At 72.8% G+C, this 19,382-nt stretch carries 19 protein-coding genes; 11 read left to right on the top strand and 8 right to left on the bottom strand.

The annotated features are described in order from the left end of the window. Positions 1-5 precede the first annotated feature (5 nt). The 6 genes from ACFYXE_RS19860 (at position 6) to ACFYXE_RS19835 (ending at position 3,113) form a co-directional block, all read left to right on the top strand. Complete coding sequence (locus tag ACFYXE_RS19860) at positions 6-233, top strand: holin (RefSeq protein ID WP_389314030.1); 228 nt, start codon at positions 6-8, stop codon at positions 231-233. After that, a complete protein-coding gene (locus tag ACFYXE_RS19855) occupies positions 233-667 on the top strand; it encodes a hypothetical protein (RefSeq protein ID WP_389314028.1) in 435 nt (144 codons plus the stop codon). Before ACFYXE_RS19860 ends, ACFYXE_RS19855 begins: the two co-directional genes overlap by 1 nt. Continuing rightward, positions 667-939 carry a hypothetical protein gene (locus ACFYXE_RS19850; RefSeq protein WP_389314026.1) on the top strand — a complete coding sequence of 91 codons (273 nt, stop codon included), beginning with the start codon at positions 667-669 and terminating at the stop codon, positions 937-939. Before ACFYXE_RS19855 ends, ACFYXE_RS19850 begins: the two co-directional genes overlap by 1 nt. Before the next feature lie 186 nt (positions 940-1,125). Continuing rightward, positions 1,126-2,376 (top strand): helix-turn-helix domain-containing protein, encoded by a 1,251-nt coding sequence (locus tag ACFYXE_RS19845; RefSeq protein ID WP_389314024.1) that lies wholly within the window; start codon positions 1,126-1,128, stop codon positions 2,374-2,376. A gap of 90 nt (positions 2,377-2,466) precedes the next feature. Next, the gene (locus ACFYXE_RS19840; protein WP_389314022.1) at positions 2,467-2,931 is read left to right on the top strand and encodes a hypothetical protein; all 465 of its coding nucleotides are present in this window, start codon (positions 2,467-2,469) and stop codon (positions 2,929-2,931) included. Continuing rightward, positions 2,928-3,113, top strand: a complete 186-nt coding sequence (locus ACFYXE_RS19835; RefSeq protein WP_389314020.1) for a hypothetical protein — start codon at positions 2,928-2,930, stop codon at positions 3,111-3,113. The genes ACFYXE_RS19840 and ACFYXE_RS19835 overlap by 4 nt, the downstream gene beginning before the upstream one ends. Before the next feature lie 271 nt (positions 3,114-3,384). Here the strand turns inward: ACFYXE_RS19835 and ACFYXE_RS19830 are convergent, their stop codons facing one another. Beyond that, on the bottom strand, positions 3,385-3,621 hold the full coding sequence (locus ACFYXE_RS19830) for a helix-turn-helix domain-containing protein (protein WP_389314018.1): 237 nt from the start codon (positions 3,619-3,621) through the stop codon (positions 3,385-3,387). A 968-nt stretch (positions 3,622-4,589) separates the two neighbouring features. Here ACFYXE_RS19830 and ACFYXE_RS19825 point away from each other — a divergent pair. Together ACFYXE_RS19825 and ACFYXE_RS19820 are read left to right on the top strand one after the other, a co-directional pair. After that, positions 4,590-4,985, top strand: a complete 396-nt coding sequence (locus tag ACFYXE_RS19825; RefSeq protein WP_389314016.1) for an STAS domain-containing protein — start codon at positions 4,590-4,592, stop codon at positions 4,983-4,985. A 138-nt stretch (positions 4,986-5,123) separates the two neighbouring features. Continuing rightward, positions 5,124-5,663 carry a hypothetical protein gene (locus tag ACFYXE_RS19820; RefSeq protein WP_389314014.1) on the top strand — a complete coding sequence of 180 codons (540 nt, stop codon included), beginning with the start codon at positions 5,124-5,126 and terminating at the stop codon, positions 5,661-5,663. Between the two features lie 24 nt (positions 5,664-5,687). Here ACFYXE_RS19820 and ACFYXE_RS19815 read toward each other — a convergent pair whose 3' ends face one another. Beyond that, positions 5,688-7,544, bottom strand: coding sequence for an SMI1/KNR4 family protein (locus tag ACFYXE_RS19815; protein ID WP_389314012.1), 1,857 nt, complete (start codon positions 7,542-7,544; stop codon positions 5,688-5,690). A 299-nt stretch (positions 7,545-7,843) separates the two neighbouring features. Here ACFYXE_RS19815 and ACFYXE_RS19810 point away from each other — a divergent pair, with 299 nt between their 5' ends. Next, the gene (locus ACFYXE_RS19810; RefSeq protein WP_389314010.1) at positions 7,844-9,937 is read left to right on the top strand and encodes an NPCBM/NEW2 domain-containing protein; all 2,094 of its coding nucleotides are present in this window, start codon (positions 7,844-7,846) and stop codon (positions 9,935-9,937) included. A 132-nt stretch (positions 9,938-10,069) separates the two neighbouring features. Here the strand turns inward: ACFYXE_RS19810 and ACFYXE_RS19805 are convergent, their stop codons facing one another. Then, positions 10,070-11,041, bottom strand: coding sequence for an ROK family protein (locus tag ACFYXE_RS19805; protein ID WP_389314008.1), 972 nt, complete (start codon positions 11,039-11,041; stop codon positions 10,070-10,072). Positions 11,042-11,272: 231 nt separating this feature from the next. On the opposite strand from ACFYXE_RS19805, the gene ACFYXE_RS19800 reads away from it, so the two are divergent. Further along, the gene (locus ACFYXE_RS19800; RefSeq protein WP_361172357.1) at positions 11,273-12,313 is read left to right on the top strand and encodes a LacI family DNA-binding transcriptional regulator; all 1,041 of its coding nucleotides are present in this window, start codon (positions 11,273-11,275) and stop codon (positions 12,311-12,313) included. A gap of 159 nt (positions 12,314-12,472) precedes the next feature. On the opposite strand, the gene ACFYXE_RS19795 is transcribed toward ACFYXE_RS19800, so the two are convergent. The 3 genes from ACFYXE_RS19795 to ACFYXE_RS19785 all read right to left on the bottom strand — a co-directional run bounded on the left by ACFYXE_RS19795 (position 12,473) and on the right by ACFYXE_RS19785 (position 16,267). Beyond that, the gene (locus ACFYXE_RS19795; RefSeq protein WP_389314006.1) at positions 12,473-12,958 is read right to left on the bottom strand and encodes a hypothetical protein; all 486 of its coding nucleotides are present in this window, start codon (positions 12,956-12,958) and stop codon (positions 12,473-12,475) included. A 31-nt stretch (positions 12,959-12,989) separates the two neighbouring features. Further along, positions 12,990-14,819 carry a protein kinase gene (locus ACFYXE_RS19790; RefSeq protein WP_389314004.1) on the bottom strand — a complete coding sequence of 610 codons (1,830 nt, stop codon included), beginning with the start codon at positions 14,817-14,819 and terminating at the stop codon, positions 12,990-12,992. A 155-nt stretch (positions 14,820-14,974) separates the two neighbouring features. Beyond that, complete coding sequence (locus ACFYXE_RS19785; protein ID WP_389314002.1) at positions 14,975-16,267, bottom strand: DUF6986 family protein; 1,293 nt, start codon at positions 16,265-16,267, stop codon at positions 14,975-14,977. Positions 16,268-16,510: 243 nt separating this feature from the next. Here ACFYXE_RS19785 and ACFYXE_RS19780 point away from each other — a divergent pair, with 243 nt between their 5' ends. Then, on the top strand, positions 16,511-17,410 hold the full coding sequence (locus ACFYXE_RS19780; protein WP_389314000.1) for an endonuclease/exonuclease/phosphatase family protein: 900 nt from the start codon (positions 16,511-16,513) through the stop codon (positions 17,408-17,410). Positions 17,411-17,468: 58 nt separating this feature from the next. Here the strand turns inward: ACFYXE_RS19780 and ACFYXE_RS19775 are convergent, their stop codons facing one another. Together ACFYXE_RS19775 and ACFYXE_RS19770 are read right to left on the bottom strand one after the other, a co-directional pair. Beyond that, on the bottom strand, positions 17,469-18,431 hold the full coding sequence (locus ACFYXE_RS19775; RefSeq protein WP_361172305.1) for an electron transfer flavoprotein subunit alpha/FixB family protein: 963 nt from the start codon (positions 18,429-18,431) through the stop codon (positions 17,469-17,471). Positions 18,432-18,489: 58 nt separating this feature from the next. Continuing rightward, positions 18,490-19,275, bottom strand: coding sequence for an electron transfer flavoprotein subunit beta/FixA family protein (locus ACFYXE_RS19770; RefSeq protein ID WP_389313998.1), 786 nt, complete (start codon positions 19,273-19,275; stop codon positions 18,490-18,492). Positions 19,276-19,382 lie beyond the last annotated feature (107 nt).

Below are 19,382 nucleotides of genomic sequence, written 5' to 3'. Positions count from 1 at the left end.
CCACCATGGCCAGTCCGACCGCTCCGATCGAGAAGAAGGTCACCGCGGGTTCCGTGCTCGCCTACCTGGCGAGCCTCGCCGGGCTCGCGGTCCTCGGCGCCGTCACCGACGACCCGTCCCTCATCAGCGGAATGCCCGACGCGCTGGAGCCGTTCGTCCTCGCGCTCGTGCCCGCGGCCGCGTCGTGGGTCGCCGGGTGGGCGGCGCCGCACACCCCCCGCGCGGACGTCTGATGTGGAGCGCGGTGGCGCGACGGCGGCAGGAGGTGTCTCGCCGCCGCGCCTTCCTCGTCACCATCGGCGTCGGCTGGGCCCTGTACGGCGGGCTTGGCATCATCGACAACCCCAGGTACGGCACGGCGCGCGGCATGGCGTCGATCACCCGGTACGTGCCGCTGGATGTGCTGGGCTGGATGTGGGTGGTCCTTGGCGTCGTGGCGGCGCTGGCGGGTCTGGTGGTGGGCTGCCCGCGTGTGCAGGCTGCGGGGTATGCGGCGCTCGCGGTCCCGGCCGGCCTGTGGTCGGGCAGCTTTGCGGTGGCTGCGGCGACGACGTACAGCGAGGCCATCGGAAGCGCCTGTGGGTGGGGGGCGTTCACGATCGGTGTGGTGCTGGTGTCGGGGATGGATGATCCGCCGCCGCTGCATCTGAGGAAGAGAGGCCGCTGATGGATCTGGGTGCGCTGGTCGGTGGTGGGGTGGCGCTGCTGGTCGGGCTGTTGTCGTGGACGCAGTCACGCTCGACCAACAGGCGTAGCGACTTCACGGCGATCACGGAGCAGCTACGCAAGGATCTCGTCGACGAGCGGACACAGCGCAAGCTCCTGACGAGCTACGTGATCGAGATCTGGCGGTGGGCGAAGCGCGTCGGCCCTGATACCCCTGCAGGCCCTGCACCCGAACCCCCGGCGGACCTCGATCTCACGCCGTGGCGCCCGTGACGTGGCCCCCATCGCCTTCGGGCGGTGGGGGCCCTTTCGTCGTGTCTATCCCCACGCGGTGTCAGACATGACGCCTCCCCAGATACATGGGGCGTGGCCCAGCGACTGATGACCAGAGCCCTCACATGAAGATGGCCCCGCCCCATACCCTGGCAGTGCGACCTGTACAGAGATTGGGGCGAGACCGTGTCCTCTGATGCTACCCCGGACCCTTACAACGACCCGCTGCGCTTCGGCCAACGCACACAGATCCTCCGCGAGCGGCGCGGCATGACGCGCATCCAGCTCGCCGACCTCATCGGCGTTTCACCTCACACCCTGCGGAAGATCGAGAACGGGCAGCAGAACGCGCCGGGCCTCGACATGGTGATGCGCATCGCCGAGGCCCTGCGCGTCCGGGACCTCTCCGAGCTGACAGGCCACCCCGACATGCACGTCGATCTCTTCATCGGCCCCGGACACCCGCGCCTTGGCGCCGTGAAGGCCGCGGTCGACAGCTTCTCTCTGGGCACCGGCTTCGAGCCGCCGCCCGTCGCCCACGTCGAGGCGCGGCTACACGCGGCGTGGAAGTCCCGCCACTCGGCGAAGAACCACCGCGAGGTCATCGGCCGTCTGCTGCCGGACCTGATCCGTGACACGCAGGCACTCGTCCGGCACGCCGACTCCGCGGCCGACCGGCGCGCGGCTCAGTCGCTGCTCGCGCAGGCGTACTCCCTGTCGCAGTTCTTCATCGCCTACCAGCCCGATTCGGCGCTGCTGTGGCGCGTCGCGGAGCGCGGCATGGTCGCGGCGCAGGACTCCGGTGACCCGCACACCATCGGCGTGGCCGCGTGGCTGCTGGCGCAGGCGCACCGCGACTCCGGCCCCCGGCATTTCGATGCCGCTGACGCCGTGAACCTGGAGGCGGTGCGCTTCCTGGAGCCGCTGCTCCCGGACGCCGACGAGGACCTCCTCGCGATCGCGGGGGCCCTGGAGTTCGAGCTCGGGTACACGGCCGCGCGGCGCCGCGATACGGGCACGGCGTGGCGGCACTGGGACAACGCGGACCGGATGGCGCGGCGGCTGCCGGCGTCCTACTACCACGCGGTGACGTCGTTCTCGCGGGCCATCATGGGGGCGCACGCGGTGACCGTGGCGGTCGAGCTGCACCAGGGCGGGGAGTCTGTGCGGCAGGCCGCGAAGGCGGACGAGTCTGTGATCAAGTCGAGGCCGCGGCGGGCCCGTCACCGCATCGAGGAGGCCCGCGGGTTCCAGTTGGACGGGCAGCCGGATGTGGCGATCGCGACGCTGCAGAAAGCTTTCGAGGCTGCTCCGGAGACGATCCGGTACAACGGGTACGCCCGCCGGATCATCTTGGAAGAGGTCGAGTCCAAGGTGGTGAAGCGGCGGCAGCGAGCGTCCGAACTCGCTGTGGATGTGGGCCTGCTGTCCGCCTGAACGTGGTGACCGTTTTCCGGTCATCGGTCCGTGGGGGCCGCTCGTAACGTCGTCATCAGACCTGATCACCGCTGATGACGGAGCGCGATCGTGACGCAGCAGACGGAACATGCGGCGGCCTTCGAGTGGCTGGCCCGCGCGCAGGCAGCACCGCAACAGGCGCACCAGGAGTGGGCGGAGGCGGGGTTCGCGCTGTTGCCGCTCGGCTCGCGCTTCAACTGCGTGCTTCTGCCGGGACGGCTGGTCCGCGCGGCCGCCGGGACGACCGACTGCGAGGTCGTGAACGCGATGCTCGCCGAGCTCTTGGACGGGCCGGTGATCTACAGCTCGGCGCAGCACGCCTACTACGCGCTCGTCGAGCCCGTGGACCGGTGGGAGTACCGAAGCATCGCCGCGATGCTCGGCGACGGCGCGTACCTGACCGTGCCCGCGGCCGACATGCGCGGCCCGATCGGTCTGCACTGGGCCGTGCCGCCCCGCCAGCCCGGCGACCTCTGCGAGATCGAGGGCGTCGCCGCGCTGCTGGAGGCCGCGGGGACGGGGCAGCTGCGGTGAGCGTCGCCGAGATGAGCGTCGAGGAGCGGCGGGCGCGGACGACGTACGCCCTGCTGCTGGACCACCTCGACGCCTGCCCGCCCTGCCAGGCGTTCGCGGACTGCCCGGAGGGCGCCCGGTTCCGGCGTGCTCTGCGAGCCGCCCGCGCGGCCGCCCGCACGGCGGGAGGACCTGATGAGTGAGGGCCGGCGGTTGTGCTGGCGGTGCGACGAGCCGATCACTGCGGGGCAGGCGGTGGAGACCGCGGCCAAGGACTCGCTGTCGGGCGGGGGCGCGGACATCGAGATGCACGTGCGGTGCCCGGTGTCGGTCCCGTATGTACAGCGGACTCCGAGTGGCCTCGGCGCCGGCCCGCCGGCGTGGCGCTACCCATAGGCCGCCGCCGCGCACTTCGGGGTGAGGGGCGCGGCGGCCGGGCGGCCCGTCCGACGGCGAGCAGGGGCGGGCCGCCTTCTACGCGCCGCGCACGTCGCGACGGACCAAGTCGGACAGCGGGGTATCGAGGGCGTCGGCGACGAGCAGGAGATCGACCAGGTTGGGCGGAGTGATCGCCGTCTCCCACCGGTGGATCGTCTTGTGGTCGCGGCCGATGCGTTCCCCGAGTTGGACCTGTGAGAGGCCGGCGGACCTGCGTGCTCGGCGGATGCGCTCGCCGATGACCCGGAGGTGGACATGTACCCATGCGGGCATCGGGTCGAGTGGCACCCGTACACGCTGGAACGATCTTGTACAGAAGTCTTTACCAGCACTGGTAAATCTTGAGATCTTGAGATTCCGGTAGATATATGCACAACCTCTGCCCGCGACCATGACGGAACGTGACAACTTCACACCCCGCGCAAAGCTGATGCGCGGGCGCACCAGGCGCACACGGTTGCGCTAGCGGTGGGCCTCACCTGGACTGGGATGCCACCGCCGTCAGTCGGCCGTCCGCTCGCCGTGAGTACCCCCTCGTCGGCGAGCGGGCGGCCTCATCACACTCAGTACCGAATCGTCACCAAATCCGACCCCGACTCAGGCGACATGTCCGTGACACGCACACCCTGTGCACGTTACACAGGACGGCCAGGGCGGGAACGTGTCCGCCTCCCCGGGTGGAGTTCCCGTCCTGGGCCAACAGAGCAGCCCCCGTACGGCATCACCGTCGGGGGCTGTTGCTGTACCCCATGGGGAACAGATGGGGAATAGATCTTGAGAGCCTAAGCTAACTAAAGCTAACTCAGGCTAAGTTGGGCTAACTGTAGAGAGTCCCGCTCCGAGGAAACCGTCTGACCTGCACTGACGCGGACGGAACCAGTGATCCAGACGATCACGGTTCCCCCTCTTCTGTTGGCCCCCTGTGGCTTGCCCGCAACACCCTGCCATGGAAACCAGGCCCGGACAGAAGGGGTTCGGCGCTCGGCCCGTCGGTGTCGCGACACCGGCGCAGGGCCGCCTCGCGCCCCGGAGAACCGCCCCGCCACGTCAAGTCGATTACTGCAACTTCACCCCAACGTGTGGCACCGCCCTTCCATGAATCGTTCCGCCACTCCAGAGCGCGCCGGACCCCGATAGCGTTTTCCGACAGACGCCCCAGCCCCCGGCGGCCACGCACAACCAGGCACTGCTGTCGCGCCGCATCCCTCCCGGGACCACCGGCGCAGACGCTGGGGGGCTACATGCGTCAGGACGAACTGAGCGAGTACGCACGTGAGTACTCCGACCGACCGCCGCGGATCTACGGAGTCGCCGAGGCGATCGTGATCGAACTGCACGGGGACATCGACCTCGTGGCCTACCAGGACTCGGTCGGGCTGGTGGACACCGCGACCGGCGGCCGTGAGCCGCTGGTGATCGTCGACCTGAGCAAGGTCGACTTCGTGGACTGCTCCGGGCTTTCGCTGGTGATGCGGGCCCACCGCAGGGTGACCGCCCGGGGCGGTCGGCTGCGGGTGGTCTGCGCCCATCCGCTGACGCTGCGCATGCTGCGCGTCACGCGGCTCTCGGCCGCGCTGTCACCGGCACCGACACTGGCCGAGGCGCTGCGGGAGCCGGACGGCGACGGCCGGGACTGACGGGATGCCGGTGCGCGGGCGGCGCCGACCGCCGCGCACCGACCGCTCCCGCCCCGGACGTATCGTCACTACCCTGTGCCCACGGGGTATGCGGAGGAACGGAAGCGTTATCCCGTCGACTCCGAGGAGGCACAGGCCGTGCACGCACTGAAGCGTCTGCTCGACCGCAGTCTGCTGGCCCAGGCGCTCGTGGTCTTCCCGCTGTGCGTGGGGGCCGTCGCGCTGTTCCGCCCGGACGCCCACCCGGTCGGCTGGGTCGTCCAGGCCGCGCTCTACACCGCGGTCGCCTTCACCGTGCTGGGGCTCCAGCGCCGCCGGGTCAGCGGCTCCGTCGGCATCGGCCCGGCCTCCCTCGCCGACCTCGACCGCCGGATCCGACGCCGCGAGGTGCCGGACGACCCCGGGGAGCGGGTGACGATGCTGCGCCTGGTCGACGAGCACCTGGCGCGCCTGGGGCGGTCCGGGCGGTGGCTGTGGGCCTGGCTGGTGTTCATGGGACTCACCGTGGTCGGCGCGCTCGTGCTCGGCGCGGCCACCGGGTCGTGGGGCCTCCCGGCGTCCTTCACCGTCCTGGTCAGCGCCTTCTGCGTCTGGGCCGTCTGGATGCGCCGCCGGAGCCTGGAACGCCTCCGCTTCATGCGCTCGACCCTGCGGGACGCGGTCGAACGGGCCGCCTGACGGCACGGTCCGCGGCGGGGACCGTCAGGTCCACGAGCGGGTGCGCAGCGTCGGCAACCTCCCGTGGTCCAGGGCGAACCGGGGCAGGGACACCGTGAAGACCTCCGCTATCGCCGTCAGGGCGCGGGCCTCGTCCGAGCGGTCGGCGGCGGGTCCCCCGAGGTCGGGGAACAGGCGCTCCGGGGTGAGCGCGCCCGGCAGGTCGCCCCACTGCCGCCGCTCCTGCCCGTGCACCGTGAAGCCGTACCGCTCCGCGCCGTCCTCGGCGCAGGCGAAGTGGAACAGCCCCGGCTCCCACCAGACCGTGAGGGCGCGGGTGCCGTGCGAAAGACCGGCGCCCGGATCCACCAACCGCGCCGGGTCGACGCCCGTCCGGAGCGACGACTCGAAGGCGAAGCTCCAGCCGTCCACCGCGCCGATCCGTGCCAGGGGGCCGCTCCCCCCGAACCGGACCACCGCGCCCTGATTCCCCTGCGGAGCCGGGACGAGCAGGTCCCACAGTTCGCTCCCGCGCGCCACCGGGCCGGGTGCTCCGGTACCGAAGCGCTCCGCGAGCTCCTCCGGCTCGATCCCCGCCACCAGGACGAACCGGCCGGAGTCCCTGCGCACGGCGCTCCCGGGGTCTCCGGCGGACAGCCAGCCGAGCCCGTCGCGCACCGCCGGGGCCCCGGCGGCGGGAGCCGGGGCCGCGCCCGCCTGCCCCGCCCTCGGGGTGAGCAGCAGCTGTCTGCCCCGCTCCGGTGTGACGACCGGGCCGAGCAGCGGGTCGCCGAGGAGCCCGAAGGGGGCCAGGTGATCCTCCCCGTACGGCTCCCACTTCGGCACCGCCGCCGCGAGCACCTGCCAGGCACCGTCCGTGTCGCCCCGGCGGGCCCGTGCCCTCGCCTCCGTGACCGCGAGGCCGAACGGGCCCGGCGACACGTACTCGTAGGTGCGCCGGCGCGCCTCCTCCAGGACGATCGCCGCCCGCTCCCTGTCCGTCGCGTACTCCTCGGTCAGGGGGCCGAGGACGAAGCTGTCGTCCCGTCCGTGGCGGCCGAGGTGGTCGCTGATCTTCAGGGGCAGCACCTCGTGCGCGTACAGCGGGTCGTCCATGCGGGGGTCGACCGGTATCCAGCCACTTCCTTCGAGCAGGGCCGTGAGCTGTGCGGCCAGCAGGCCCGCCCGGGGCCGGCCGAGGTCCATCGCCTCCTTGAAGACGGCGAGAGCCCCGTCGAGATCACCGCGCAGGCAGGCCACGCGCGCCTGTTCGACCCGCGCGTCGAGGTCGCGCGTCACCTCGGTCTCGAAGCCGGGGCGGTCACCGCTGATGCGGTAGAACTCCTTGTACATGTCCTCCATGAACACGCGGAACGAGGCGTACCGGTCGGGGTGTTCGCCGCTCCAGCCGTGCCGTACGTAGACCGCCCACTCGCCGTCGGCGGCCACGTCGCCCGGGTCGAGCAGCACGTCCGTCATGTCCGAATCGAGGGCGAGCTGCAGGGCCCGGCCCCACATGCCGGCCCGGAGCACCTCCTCCTCGGCCGGGTCGGCTCCCAGTTGCTTCTCGTACATCGGCCGGAGGCCGTAGGGGTCGCCGTAGGACGTGATGCCCTCGGTGCCCGCGAGCAGATACACGGAGCTCCCGGCGTGGCGCCAGCCGTCCGACGTCTCCAGGAAGGAGCGGAGGGATGGCGGCAGGGGCACCGTGATGCCCAGGGCCCCGACCCGCTCCTCCAGGGCCGTCAACCGCTCCGGGGACGCGGGGGCGAAGCCCAGCCAGCGCTCCCGCACCAGGTCCTCGTCGAGCTCCTCGAACTCCTCCGGCTCCTCCGCGGCCAGGCCGTCCAGCCAGTCCTCGCTCCACCGCTTGAGCAGCGGCCCCCACTCGAAGGTCGTCATGCGTCCCATCGTGGCATCCGCCACTGACAATCCACCCGGACCCCCGGCGGCACCCCCTCCCCCCTCTTTGTCCGCGGCGAGAGCGCCGGGCGGCACAGCGGCGACGCGTTCAACCCAACACAACCGAACGCGATGGGTGGGTCCCACGGCAGGAAGCCCCGGCGTCAAGCGGCCCGGCACCGAACGGCCGAAGCGGTACCACCCCTCTTCCAACAGAGTCCAACAAGCCCTACCGTGAGCGCGCGCAGGGCACGTACACGCAAACCCCCCATATTCCGCGAGTACGGAGGAACGTAACGATGCGTCATCTCCCCGCCCGCACCACCCGCCGAAGAGTGGTCGGATCACTGGCCGCCGCGCTGCTGTGTGCCGCCGGGCTCGCCGCGCCCGCGGCGGCGCGGGACACCGCCGGCCGGACCGCCGCCGGGCCGTCACCCACACACCCTGCGGAGGGCGGACGCGCGGCGACCGCGCCGGTCGCGCCGGGCCCCGCCACGAAGGTCCCCGACGGCCTCGCGCTCACCCCGCCCATGGGCTTCAACAACTGGAACTCCACGCACTGCAGGGCCGAGTTCGACGAGGCGATGGTCAAGGGCATCGCGGACCTGTTCGTCGAGAAGGGCCTCAAGGAGGCCGGGTACCAGTACGTCAACCTCGACGACTGCTGGGCCCTTCCGGAGCGCGACGCGAACGGCAAGTTGGTGCCGGACCCCGTGCGCTTCCCCGGCGGGATCAAGGCGGTTGCCGACTACGTCCACGCCAAGGGCCTCAAGCTGGGCATCTACACCAGCGCGGGCACCAAGACCTGCAACTCCGCCGGCTTCCCCGGCGCGCTGGGCCACGAGCGCAGCGATGCCCGGCAGTTCGCCGACTGGGGCGTCGACTACCTCAAGTACGACAACTGCAACAACCAGGGCGTGGACGCCAGACAGCGGTACACCGCGATGCGCGACGCGCTGGAGGCGACCGGCAGGCCCATCGTCTACAGCATCTGCGAATGGGGCGAGAACAAGCCCTGGGAGTGGGCCGCCGACGTCGGCCATCTGTGGCGCACCACCGGTGACATCAGCGACTCCTGGGGCTCGATGCTGTCGATCATGAAGCGGAACCTGCCGCTCGCGCCGTACGCGGGCCCGGGCCGCTGGAACGACCCCGACATGCTGGAGGTCGGCAACGGCGGCATGACGGACACCGAGTACCGCACGCACTTCTCCCTGTGGTCGATCATGGCCGCGCCGCTGCTCATCGGCTCCGACCTGCGCAAGGCCTCACCCCGGACCTTCGAGATCCTCGGCAACGAAGAGGTCATCGCCGTCGACCAGGACCCCCTGGGCCGACAGGGCTCGGTCGTCTCGTCCGAGGGCGGGCGCTGGGTGGTCGCCAAGCAGATGAAGGACGGCAGCCGGGCCGTCGCGCTGTTCAACGAGACCGGCAGCGCGCAGTCCGTCGCCACGACGGCGAAGGCGGTCGGGCTCCCCGGCGCCGACGCCTACACGCTGCGCGACCTGTGGCAGCACAAGAGCTACCACACGGCGGGCCGCATCGCCGCGACCGTCCCCGCCCACGGCACCGTGCTGCTGCGCGTGTCCGCCGACGACAAGTGGTCCCACCATCCGCCGGCCACCGAACTGGCTCTGAAGGGCGGCCTGTTCGTCGAGGCGGGCACCTCCGCGAAGGTCACCTCCGAGGTCACCAACCTCGGCCGCACGGCCGCCCAGCGGGTCACCGTCGCGCTCGGCGCCCCCGCGGGCTGGGCCGTGCGGGCCACCTCGCCGAGCACCGCCGCCGCACTGCCCACCGGCAGGACCCTCGCCACGACGTGGACCGTCACCGCGCCCGCGGGCACGCGACCGGGAGCGTACGACCTGGCCCTCAAGGCCACCTACCGTTCGCCGCAGGGCGCGCGGGCCGAGAAGGAACTGCCGCTCACGGCCCAGGTGGTCCTCGCACCGCCCGCGGGCACCTCGTCCCTCGGCGACCTGCCGTGGCTGTCGGCGACGAACGGCTGGGGACCCGTGGAGCGCGACACCAGCAACGGCGACAGCGGCGCGGGCGACGGCAGGCCGATCACCATCGGCGGCACGGTGTACGCGAAGGGGCTCGGCGTCCACGCGGAGAGCACCGTGGAGTACTACACCGGAGGGGCGTGCGAGAAGGTCACCGCGCAGGTCGGCGTCGACGACGAGACGATCGTCAAGGGCACCGTCGCCTTCGAGATCTGGGCCGACGGCAGGAAGGCCGCGTCGACCGGGGTGCTCACCAACGCCATGCCCGCGCAGGAACTCTCGGCCGACGTGAGCGGCGCCCAGACCGTGCGGCTCGTCGCCACCGACGGCGGGGACGGGATCGACTCGGACCACGGGGACTGGGCGCAGGCCTCGCTGAGCTGCTGACTTCCCTGGGGCGGTGGCCCCGCTGGGCCGGTGGCCTCCCTGGCCCAGTGGCCCAGGCGGGGGGGGCGGCGGCGGTCGCGCCGCCCCCGTCCCGCTCTCGGGGCGCGGGGCCCCGGGCAGGCCGACCTCGGATCAGCCGCCCACCGCGGACCTCAGGTCCACCGCCGCGGCGCTCGGCGCGCCGTCCAGCGCGGCCGCCGCAGCGCCCACCAGGCCCGCGTCCGTACCCATCAGGGCCGGGGCCACGGTCAGTTGGCGCACGAAGGAGAGCGTGGCGTAGTCCCGCAGGGCGCGGCGCAGCGGCGTGAAGAGCACGTCGCCCGCCTTCGCCACTCCCCCGCCGATCACCGCGATGTCGATCTCGACGAGTGTGGCCGTGGCGGCGATCCCGGCGGCCAGCGCCTGTGCCGCGCGCTCGAACGAGGCGAGCGCCACGGGGTCGCCCGCCCGGGCCGCGGTCGCCACGGCCGCGGCGGACGTGTCGCCGTCGGGGCCCGGGCGCCAGCCGCCCTCGACCGCGCGGCGCGCGATGTTCGGGCCGCTGGCTATCCGCTCGACGCAGCCGCGCGCCCCGCACGGGCAGGGGTCGCCGTCGAGGTCCACGCTGATGTGGCCGATGTGGCCCGCGTTGCCGGTGGGACCCGGGTGGAGCTTGCCGCCGAGGACGAGGCCGCCGCCGACACCGGTGGAGACGACCATGCAGAGCGCGTTGTCGTGGCCGCGGGCCGCGCCCTGCCAGTGCTCGGCCGCGGTCATCGCCACGCCGTCGCCGACCAGGGCGACGGGCAGGCCGCCGGTGGCGGCGCGGACCCGGTCGACGAGCGGATAGCCGCGCCAGCCGGGGACGTTGACGGGGCTGACCGTACCGGCGGACGCGTCCACCGGGCCCGCGCTGCCGATGCCCACGGCCGTCGCGCGGCCCCACAGCTCACCCGCGGTCAGCTCCGCGAGGACCTCCTCGACCGCCCGCATCACCGTGTCGCCGTCCTCGCGCGCGGGCGTCGGCCGCTGCGCGCGGAGCAGGATCCGGCCGCGCCCGTCCACCAGGGCTCCGGCGATCTTGGTGCCGCCGATGTCGAGTGCGGCGACGAGGTCCATGTGCATCTGTGTCGGGTCTCCTGGTGTATCGGCAGGCCGGAGAGTGCGAAGGTCAGTCTCCCTTGCATCTGACAACGTTGTCCAGGCCCTATGCTCGACGCCACATGCTCATGGCGGGCCCCGGGCACGCACCCCGGACGCCCGGGGGACGCACCATGGACACCCGGGGTGACGCACCCGGACGCCCGCAGGTGAGCACGTGGAGACTTCGTGGACGACAGGACAGGACAGCGCACCGTGGCCGAGACCGCCGCCCGACGACCCGAGAACCGTTACGGCAACCGGCCGACCATGAAGGACGTCGCCGCCCGCGCCGGAGTCGGCCTGAAGACGGTGTCGCGGGTCGTGAACGGCGAGCCGGGGGTCACCCCCGACACCGAGCGCCGCGTCCAGGAGGCCATCGAGGCCCTGGGCTTCCGCCGCAACGACAGCGCGCGCGTGCTCCGCAAGGGCCGCACCGCCAGCATCGGGCTCGTCCTCGAGGACCTGGCCGACCCCTTCTACGGGCCGCTGAGCCGCGCCGTGGAGGAAGTGGCCCGGGCGCACGGCGCGCTGCTCATCAACGGGTCGAGCGCCGAGGACCCGGACCGCGAGCAGGAGTTGGTGCTCGCGCTCTGCGCACGCCGGGTGGACGGGCTCGTGGTGATCCCGGCCGGTGACGACCACCGCTATCTGGAGCCGGAGATCGCCGCCGGAGTCGCCACCGTCTTCGTGGACCGGCCCGCCGGGAAGATCGACGCCGACGTGGTGCTCTCGGACAGCTTCGGCGGCGCGCGGGACGGCGTCGCGCACCTCATCGCGCACGGGCACCGCCGCATCGGCTTCATCGGCGACCAGCCGCGCATCCACACCGCCATAGAGCGGCTGCGCGGCTACCGCGCCGCGATGGAGGACGCGGGCATCCCGGTCGACGAGGCGTGGGTGTCGCTGGGCGCCACCGATCCCGAGCGGGTCGGCGCGGCCGCCGAGGAGATGCTGGGCGGCCCCGAGCCGGTCACGGCGGTCTTCGCGGGCAACAACCGTGTGACGGTGACGGTCGTGCGGGTGCTGGCCTCGCTCGACCGGCCGGTGGCCCTGGTCGGCTTCGACGACATCGAGCTCGCGGATCTGCTGAGCCCCGGCGTGACCGTGGTCGCGCAGGACGCGGCGCAGTTGGGCAGGACGGCGGCGGAGCGGCTGTTCCGGCAGCTCGACGGCGCGTCCGGGGCGCCGGAGCGCGTCGAGCTGCCCACGCGGCTGATCACCCGCGGCTCGGGCGAACTGCCGCCCGCGGACTGACGCGTGGCGCCGCACCGGCGCGCCCTCCCGCCGGTCGGCGCCGGAACGGGTCTGAGCGGGCCGGCCGGAGCGGGGGCCAGTCAGAGCAGAGGCCAGTCAGAGCAGAGGTCGGCCAGAGGGACGGCCGGTCGGAGCGGGGGCGGTCAGACAGGGTGCCGGTCAGAGCAGGAAGACGGCTCCGAGGGCGATGAGCGTGCCGAGGGCGAGCAGGCCGCCGACGGCGCCGCAGACGAGCGCGACCTTCTGGCCCGTCGGCCTGACCTCACGCCAGCCCAGCTCGGCCGCCGCGCCCCGGATCAGGCGGTGCCCGTCGGCGGACGAGAAGCGCTGTCGCCCGGTGCCGTCGGCGGCGGTGCTCCAGGTCGTGTACCGGCTGCGGCCCGACGCGACGGTCGTGCCGCGCACCCCGCCCGGCCCGCGGCTCTCGGTGCGGACGACGTCCGTCATGACGTAGGCCTGCTCCGCCGTCCGCAACTCCACCCGGTAGGTGTGCAGTTGGCTGCGGTGACGGCTCGCCTGCGGGACGTCCGCGCTCAGGTCGAAGCCCCGCTCCGTGCGCCGCAGGCGGTACGCGGTTCCCTCGACGGCCGCCTCGACGCGGGCGTACAGCGCGTCCGGGCCGCCGGTGCGGGCTGCCGTGCTCATGGACCCGGCCGTCCTCTCCGTATCCGTTTCCTCAGCAGGTGGGCAGGCCGGGCAGCGGCTTGTCGTCGGAACCGCCCTTGAGGTAGACGACGCTGACGAACACGTTGGTGTTGCCGCTGTCGTCGTCCGTCCTGGCCCACCAGACGTTCGTCCACCGGCCGTACGTCTCGCGGCGGCCCAGGTTCTGCTGGCAGTAGAAGTAGTTGGTGCCCGCGTTCAGCCTGCCCGCCTCGGCGCCGCCCGCCGTGTACGACGTGGCGGCGCGCCACACCTGGCAGTCGTGCTTGCCGCCGCCCGCCGGGTGGCAGACGGGGGCGGGCTCGGCGCCGCCGTCGGCGGAACCGCCGCCGGCCGGCCTGCCGGTGGGCCCGGGGCGCCGGGACGACGTACCGCCGTCCTTGTCCTTGCCCTGGTCCTGGCCCCGGCCCGCGGAGTCCTTGCCGTTCCCGGCGGGCTTTCCGGTGCCGCCGGAGGGCTTTCCGTCGGGTCTGCGGGACTTCTCGTCGCCCTGCCCCGACGGCTCGGGGCGCTTCGTGCGGTCGGTCAGCGGGCCGCGGCTGCCGTCGTCCTCGGCGGGGCGGGCGCCTGCGGGGGCCGCGTCGGCGGCACGCTCCTGGTCTCCGCCGTCGTCCCCGCCCTGGAGGACGGCGACGGTGGCTCCGGTCGCCGCGAGGACGGCACCGACGGCAGCGGCGGCGAGCAACACCCGGCCGCGGCGCGGCCGTCGGGCGGCGCGGGTCTCGGCACGCGTCTCGGCGCGGCCCACGGGTGGGGCGGGGCGCCCTGCGACGAGGTGTCCTCCGGCCGGCGGTCCGCCCACCGGCTCTCCGGCCACCGGATGCCCGGCGTACGGATCCCCGGCGTACGGGAGGGGCGTCGGCGCCTGCGACGGCGTGGCCGGTGCCGGTCCGAAGCCCGGGGGCGGCGCGCTCGGGATGCTGCGCTCCGTGGCGCCGTACGGCCCCGGTGCGGTCCGGGGCGGTGCGGCCGGGTCCGTGCCGTGGGCCGTCGACGCCACCCCGGCGAGCAGTAGCCGTGCCGCGCCGGCGTCGGGGCGTGCCTGCGGGTCCTTGTGCATGAGCTGCCGGAGGACCGGGGTCAGCGGTCCCGCGCGGCGCGGCTCGGGCAGCGGGTCGACGACGATGGCGGTGAGCGTCGACCACGTCGACGTGCGGCGGAAGGGCGAGGAGCCCTCGACCGCGGCGTACAGCGTGGCGCCGAGCGCCCAGACGTCGGAGGCGGGGCCCGGGTCGTGGCCCTGGGCGCGCTCGGGCGCCAAGTAGTCGAGGGAGCCGATCAGTTCGCCGCTGCGGGTGAGGTGGGTGGCCGAGCCGTCGCCGGGGTCGTCCATCGTGGCGATGCCGAAGTCGGTGAGGACGACGCGGCCGCCGGTCTCCAGGAGGATGTTGCCGGGCTTCACGTCGCGGTGCAGGACGCCGGCGCGGTGTGCCGCGGCCAGGGCGTCCATGACCTTGGCGCCGATGGCGGCGGCCTCGCGGGGGTCGAGCGTGCCGCGGTCCTGCAGCACGTCGTCCAGGGAGGGACCGTCGACGAGTTCCATGACGATGAGCGGGCGTCCTTCGACCTCCGCCACGTCGTGCACGGCGACGACGCCGGGGTGGCGCACGCGGGCGGCCGCGCGGGCCTCGCGCTGCGTCCGCAGGCGCAGGTCGGCCAGTTCGGGCCCCGCGGTGTCCGTGTACGTACGCAGTTCCTTGACCGCGACCTCGCGGTGCAGCACCTCGTCGACGGCGCGCCACACGACGCCCATGCCGCCGCGTCCGAGCTGCGCCACGACGCGGTAGCGCCCGGCCAGGAGCCTGCCGGCCCCGTCCGTCTGTTCCTGATCCCCCGAATGCACCGCTGCCCCGTCCCTGCGACACCACTTGTCGTGGCGTACAGAGTACGGGGCAGCCGTGACGTACGGGTCAGCCGTGACGTACGGGTCAGCCGTGACGTACGGGTCAGCCGTGACGTACGGGTCAGCCGTGACGGCGGAGGCGGGTGTTGCCCGGGCTACTTGCCCGACACCGTGAGGTCGCCGCGGCGCGGGCCCGAGAAGCCCTGCAGGCGGGCCAGGGTGAGACCGGTGAGCCGGGTCACCTCGCCCGCGTCGAGGGCCCCGCAGTCGAGGCCGCGCAGCAGGTAGCCGGCGAGCGCCTTGGCGGTGGCGGGCTCGTCGGCGACGGCGCCGCCCTCGTGGTGCCCCGCGTAGGCGGCCAGGCGCGCGGCGGCCGCCTCGAAGCCCTCGCGGTAGAACGCGAACACGGCGGCGTAGCGGGTCGGGATGTGGCCCGGGTGCATGTCCCAGCCCTGGTAGTAGGCGCGGGCCAGGGCACGGCGGGTGAGGCCGTAGTGCAGCCGCCAGGCGTCGTGGACCTGTGCGCTGGTGCCGACGGGCAGGACGTTGGTGGAGCCGTCGGAGACGCGGACCCCGGTGCCCGCGGCGGCGACCTGCATGACGGCCTTGGCGTGGTCGGCGGCCGGGTGGTCGCTGGCCTGGTAGGCGGCGCTGACGTGCAGGCAGGCGCTGTAGTCGAAGGTGCCGTAGTGCAGGCCGGTGGCGCGGCCCTCGGCGGCCTGGATCATGCGGGCGACGGCGGCGGTGCCGTCGGTGGCCATGATGGACTGGCTGGTCTCGATCTGGATCTCGAAGCCGATCCGGCCGGGCTCGATGCCGCGCGCCTTCTCGAACTCCTCCAGGAGACGGACCATCGCGGCGACCTGCTCGGGATAGGTCACCTTCGGCAGGGTCAGCACGAGCCCGTCGGGCAGGCCGCCGGCCTCCATGAGACCGGACAGGAAGATGTCGAGGGTGCGGATGCCGCGGTCGCGTACCGCCTCCTCCATGCACTTCATGCGGATGCCCATGTACGGGGCGGCCGTGCCGTTCTTGTACGCCTCGGCGACCAGGCGGGCCGCGCGGGCGGCGTCCTGGTCCTCGTCGGCGCCCTTGTAGCCGTCCTCGAAGTCGATGCGCAGGTCCTCGACGGGCTCGCGCTCCAGCTTGGTGCGCACGCGCGTGTAGACGGCCTCCGCGAGGGTGTCGTCCAGGCCGAGGACGGCGGCGAAGGAGGCGGCGTCGGGGGCGTGCTCGTCGAGCATCGCGAGCGCCTTGTCGCCCCAGGTGCGCAGGGAGGTCGCGTCGAACTGCTCCCCGGGCACGTACACGGTGTGGACGGGCTGGCGGGTGCCTGGGTCTCCCGGGTAGAGGCGCTCCAGCTTCGCGTCCACCGGGGCGAGGGAAGCGCTGATGCCCTCGCTGACCGCACCGGCGAGGCTCGTTGCCACCTTCTCTTGCTGACCCATTCCTGCATCCTCCACACGCTCGGTGCCGCGCCCGGCATTTCCGCTCCACGGAATCAACAATCCGTATAGCGAAGTTATCCGTGACCTTCGTGCTGGTCAACACCCTCTCGTGTCGTGGACCCGTCCCCGACCTCGGGAGTTCACGCGTGTCCCGGATTCTTCTCCCGCTGTCTCAGATCCTGCTTACGTACGCGTGCGCGCGCACTCCATCCTGGCCGCGCGCCCCGAACCGAAGGAGACCGTGTGCCGACCGACTCCCGTGTCACCCGCCGTTCCGGCCTGCGGACGGCCGTCGCCGCGGCCGCCGCGCTGCCCCTGCTCGGCACGGTGCTGTCCGCCGGGCCCGCGCACGCCGTGCCGCGCCCCGGCCGCCGTCTGGAGGTCATGTCGTTCAACCTCCGCTACGCGAGCGCCACGCCGCCCAACAGCTGGGCCGAGCGCCGCCCGGTGACCCGGGAGCTGCTGCGCCGCGCCCGGCCGCACGTCATCGGTACGCAGGAGGGCCTGTACCAGCAGGTGCGGGACATCGCCGCCGACCTCGCCCCGCACTACGACTGGATCGGCACGGGCCGCGCGGGCGGCAGCCGCGACGAGTTCATGGCCGTGTTCTACGACACACGCAGGCTGGCGCCGGTCGAGTACGACCACTTCTGGCTCTCGGACACTCCGGACGTCATCGGCTCCAACACCTGGGGCGGCGGCTCCATCCGGATGGTCACCCTGGTGCGCTTCCAGGACCTGCGCACCGGCGACGAGCTGTATGTGCTCAACACCCACCTCGACAACGCGTCCCAGCACGCACGCGCGCGTGCCGCGGAGCTGATCGTGCGGCGCGCGGGCCGCCTGGACCGTTCCCTGCCGCTCCTGGTGACCGGCGACTTCAACGTGGCCGCGCACAGGAACCCGGTGTACGACACGCTCCTGGGCGCCGGTCTGGCCGACAGCTGGGACGCGGCGGACCGGCGCGGCACGGCGTACGCCACCTTCCACGGCTACAAGCCCCTCGTCCCGGACGGCGACCGCATCGACTGGATCCTGACGACCCCCGGGGTGCGGGTCCACGAGGCCTCGATCAACACGTTCGCGCTGGACGGGCAGTTCCCGAGCGACCACCTGCCGGTGCAGGCGAGCCTGACCCTGTGACGCGCCGAGGCCCTCGCCCCCGCGCGGCGGGAACGAGGGCCTCGGACGGTCGACGAGCTCAGCCCTTGCGGGTCTTGACCTCTTCGGTGAGCTGCGGGACGACCTCGAAAAGGTCGCCGACGACGCCGTAGTCGACGAGGTCGAAGATCGGGGCCTCGGCGTCCTTGTTGATGGCGACGATGGTCTTCGACGTCTGCATGCCGGCCCGGTGCTGGATCGCGCCGGAGATGCCGGACGCGATGTACAGCTGCGGGGAGACCGACTTGCCGGTCTGGCCGACCTGGTTGGAGTGCGGGTACCAGCCGGCGTCGACCGCGGCACGCGAGGCGCCGACGGCGGCACCGAGCGAGTCGGCGAGGTTCTCGATGATCGAGAAGTTCTCGGCGCCGTTGACGCCACGGCCGCCGGAGACCACGATCGCGGCCTCGGTCAGGTCGGGACGGCCCGTCGACTCGCGCGGGGTGCGCGAGACGACCTTGGTGCCGGTGGCCTTCTCCGAGAAGGAGACGGCGAGCGCCTCGACGGCGCCGGCGGCCGGGGCGGCCTCCACGGCGGCCGAGTTCGGCTTGACCGTGATGACCGGCGTGCCGCTGGAGACGCGGGACTTGGTGGTGTACGAGGCGGCGAACGCGGACTGCGTGGCCACCGGGCCCTCGTCGCCGGCCTCCAGGTCGACGGCGTCGGTGATGATGCCGGACTTGATGCGGACCGCGAGGCGGGCCGCGATCTCCTTGCCCTCCGCGGAGGAGGGGACGAGCACGGCGACCGGGGAGACGGCCTCGTACGCGGCCTGGAGCGCGTCCACCTTCGGTACGACAAGGTAGTCGGCGAACTCGGGGGCGTCGGCGGTGAGCACCTTGACGGCGCCGTGCTCGGCGAGCGTGGCGGCGGTGGCCTCGGCGCCGGCACCGAGGGCGACGGCGACGGGCTCGCCGACGCGGCGGGCCAGGGTCAGCAGCTCCAGGGTGGGCTTGCGGACGGCACCGTCCACGTGGTCGACGTAGACGAGAACTTCAGCCATGGGACTTCAATCTCCTGCGATTGCGAAGAAGTTGGGCGGTGGGGAGGGTGACTGAGGCTCAGATGAACTTCTGGCCCGCGAGGAACTCAGCCAGCTGCTTGCCGCCCTCGCCCTCGTCCTTGACGATCGTGCCGGCCGTGCGGGCCGGACGCGCGGCGGCGGAGTCGACCTTGGTCCAGGCACCCTCGAGGCCGACCTCTTCGGCGTCGATGTCCAGGTCGCCCAGGTCGAGCGACTCCACCGGCTTCTTCTTGGCGGCCATGATGCCCTTGAAGGACGGGTAGCGGGCCTCGCCCGACTGGTCCGTCACGGACACGACGGCCGGCAGGGACGCCTCCAGCTGCTCGCTGGCGGTGTCGCCGTCACGGCGGCCCTTGACCGTGCCGCCCTCGACGGAGACCTCGGAGAGCAGCGTGACCTGCGGGACGCCCAGGCGCTCCGCGAGGATCGCCGGCAGCACGCCCATGGTGCCGTCGGTGGAGGCCATACCGGCGATGACCAGGTCGTAGCCGGTCTTCTCGATGGCCTTGGCGAGCACCAGGGAGGTGCCCATCACGTCGGTGCCGTGCAGATCGTCGTCCTCGACGTGGACGGCCTTGTCGGCGCCCATGGAGAGCGCCTTGCGCAGCGCGTCCTTGGCGTCCTCGGGGCCGACGGTCAGCACGGTGATCTCCGCGTCGTCCGCCTCGTCGGCGATCTGCAGTGCCTGCTCGACCGCGTACTCGTCGAGCTCCGACAGCAGGCCGTCGACGTCGTCGCGGTCGACGGTCAGGTCATCGGCGAAGTGCCGGTCGCCGGTGGCGTCGGGCACGTACTTCACACAGACAACGATCCTCAAGCTCACGCCGGCTCTCCTACTGCATCGTCTTTACTGGGCTGCTGCCTTGGCTTATGGCTACTGCCTTCTTGCAGGCAGCATAGGCGCCTGAAGCGGCGGATCCCGGTCGGGGC

The organism is Streptomyces sp. NPDC002564, from assembly GCF_042889645.1.
Taxonomy (GTDB): Bacteria; Actinomycetota; Actinomycetes; order Streptomycetales; family Streptomycetaceae; genus Streptomyces.
This window is presented reverse-complemented; position numbering and strand designations above follow the sequence as displayed.

Excerpts from the sequence above, each read along its gene's own strand:
- ACFYXE_RS19815 (WP_389314012.1), bottom strand. The coding sequence starts at position 7,544 with ATGACGACCTTCGAGTGGGGGCCGCTGCTCAAGCGGTGGAGCGAGGAC.
- ACFYXE_RS19830 (WP_389314018.1), bottom strand. The coding sequence starts at position 3,621 with ATGCCCGCATGGGTACATGTCCACCTCCGGGTCATCGGCGAGCGCATC.
- ACFYXE_RS19825 (WP_389314016.1), top strand. The coding sequence starts at position 4,590 with ATGCGTCAGGACGAACTGAGCGAGTACGCACGTGAGTACTCCGACCGA.
- ACFYXE_RS19860 (WP_389314030.1), top strand. The coding sequence starts at position 6 with ATGGCCAGTCCGACCGCTCCGATCGAGAAGAAGGTCACCGCGGGTTCC.
- ACFYXE_RS19795 (WP_389314006.1), bottom strand. The coding sequence starts at position 12,958 with ATGAGCACGGCAGCCCGCACCGGCGGCCCGGACGCGCTGTACGCCCGC.
- ACFYXE_RS19855 (WP_389314028.1), top strand. The coding sequence starts at position 233 with ATGTGGAGCGCGGTGGCGCGACGGCGGCAGGAGGTGTCTCGCCGCCGC.
- ACFYXE_RS19805 (WP_389314008.1), bottom strand. The coding sequence starts at position 11,041 with ATGCACATGGACCTCGTCGCCGCACTCGACATCGGCGGCACCAAGATC.
- ACFYXE_RS19785 (WP_389314002.1), bottom strand. The coding sequence starts at position 16,267 with ATGGGTCAGCAAGAGAAGGTGGCAACGAGCCTCGCCGGTGCGGTCAGC.
- ACFYXE_RS19810 (WP_389314010.1), top strand. The coding sequence starts at position 7,844 with ATGCGTCATCTCCCCGCCCGCACCACCCGCCGAAGAGTGGTCGGATCA.
- ACFYXE_RS19775 (WP_361172305.1), bottom strand. The coding sequence starts at position 18,431 with ATGGCTGAAGTTCTCGTCTACGTCGACCACGTGGACGGTGCCGTCCGC.
- ACFYXE_RS19850 (WP_389314026.1), top strand. The coding sequence starts at position 667 with ATGGATCTGGGTGCGCTGGTCGGTGGTGGGGTGGCGCTGCTGGTCGGG.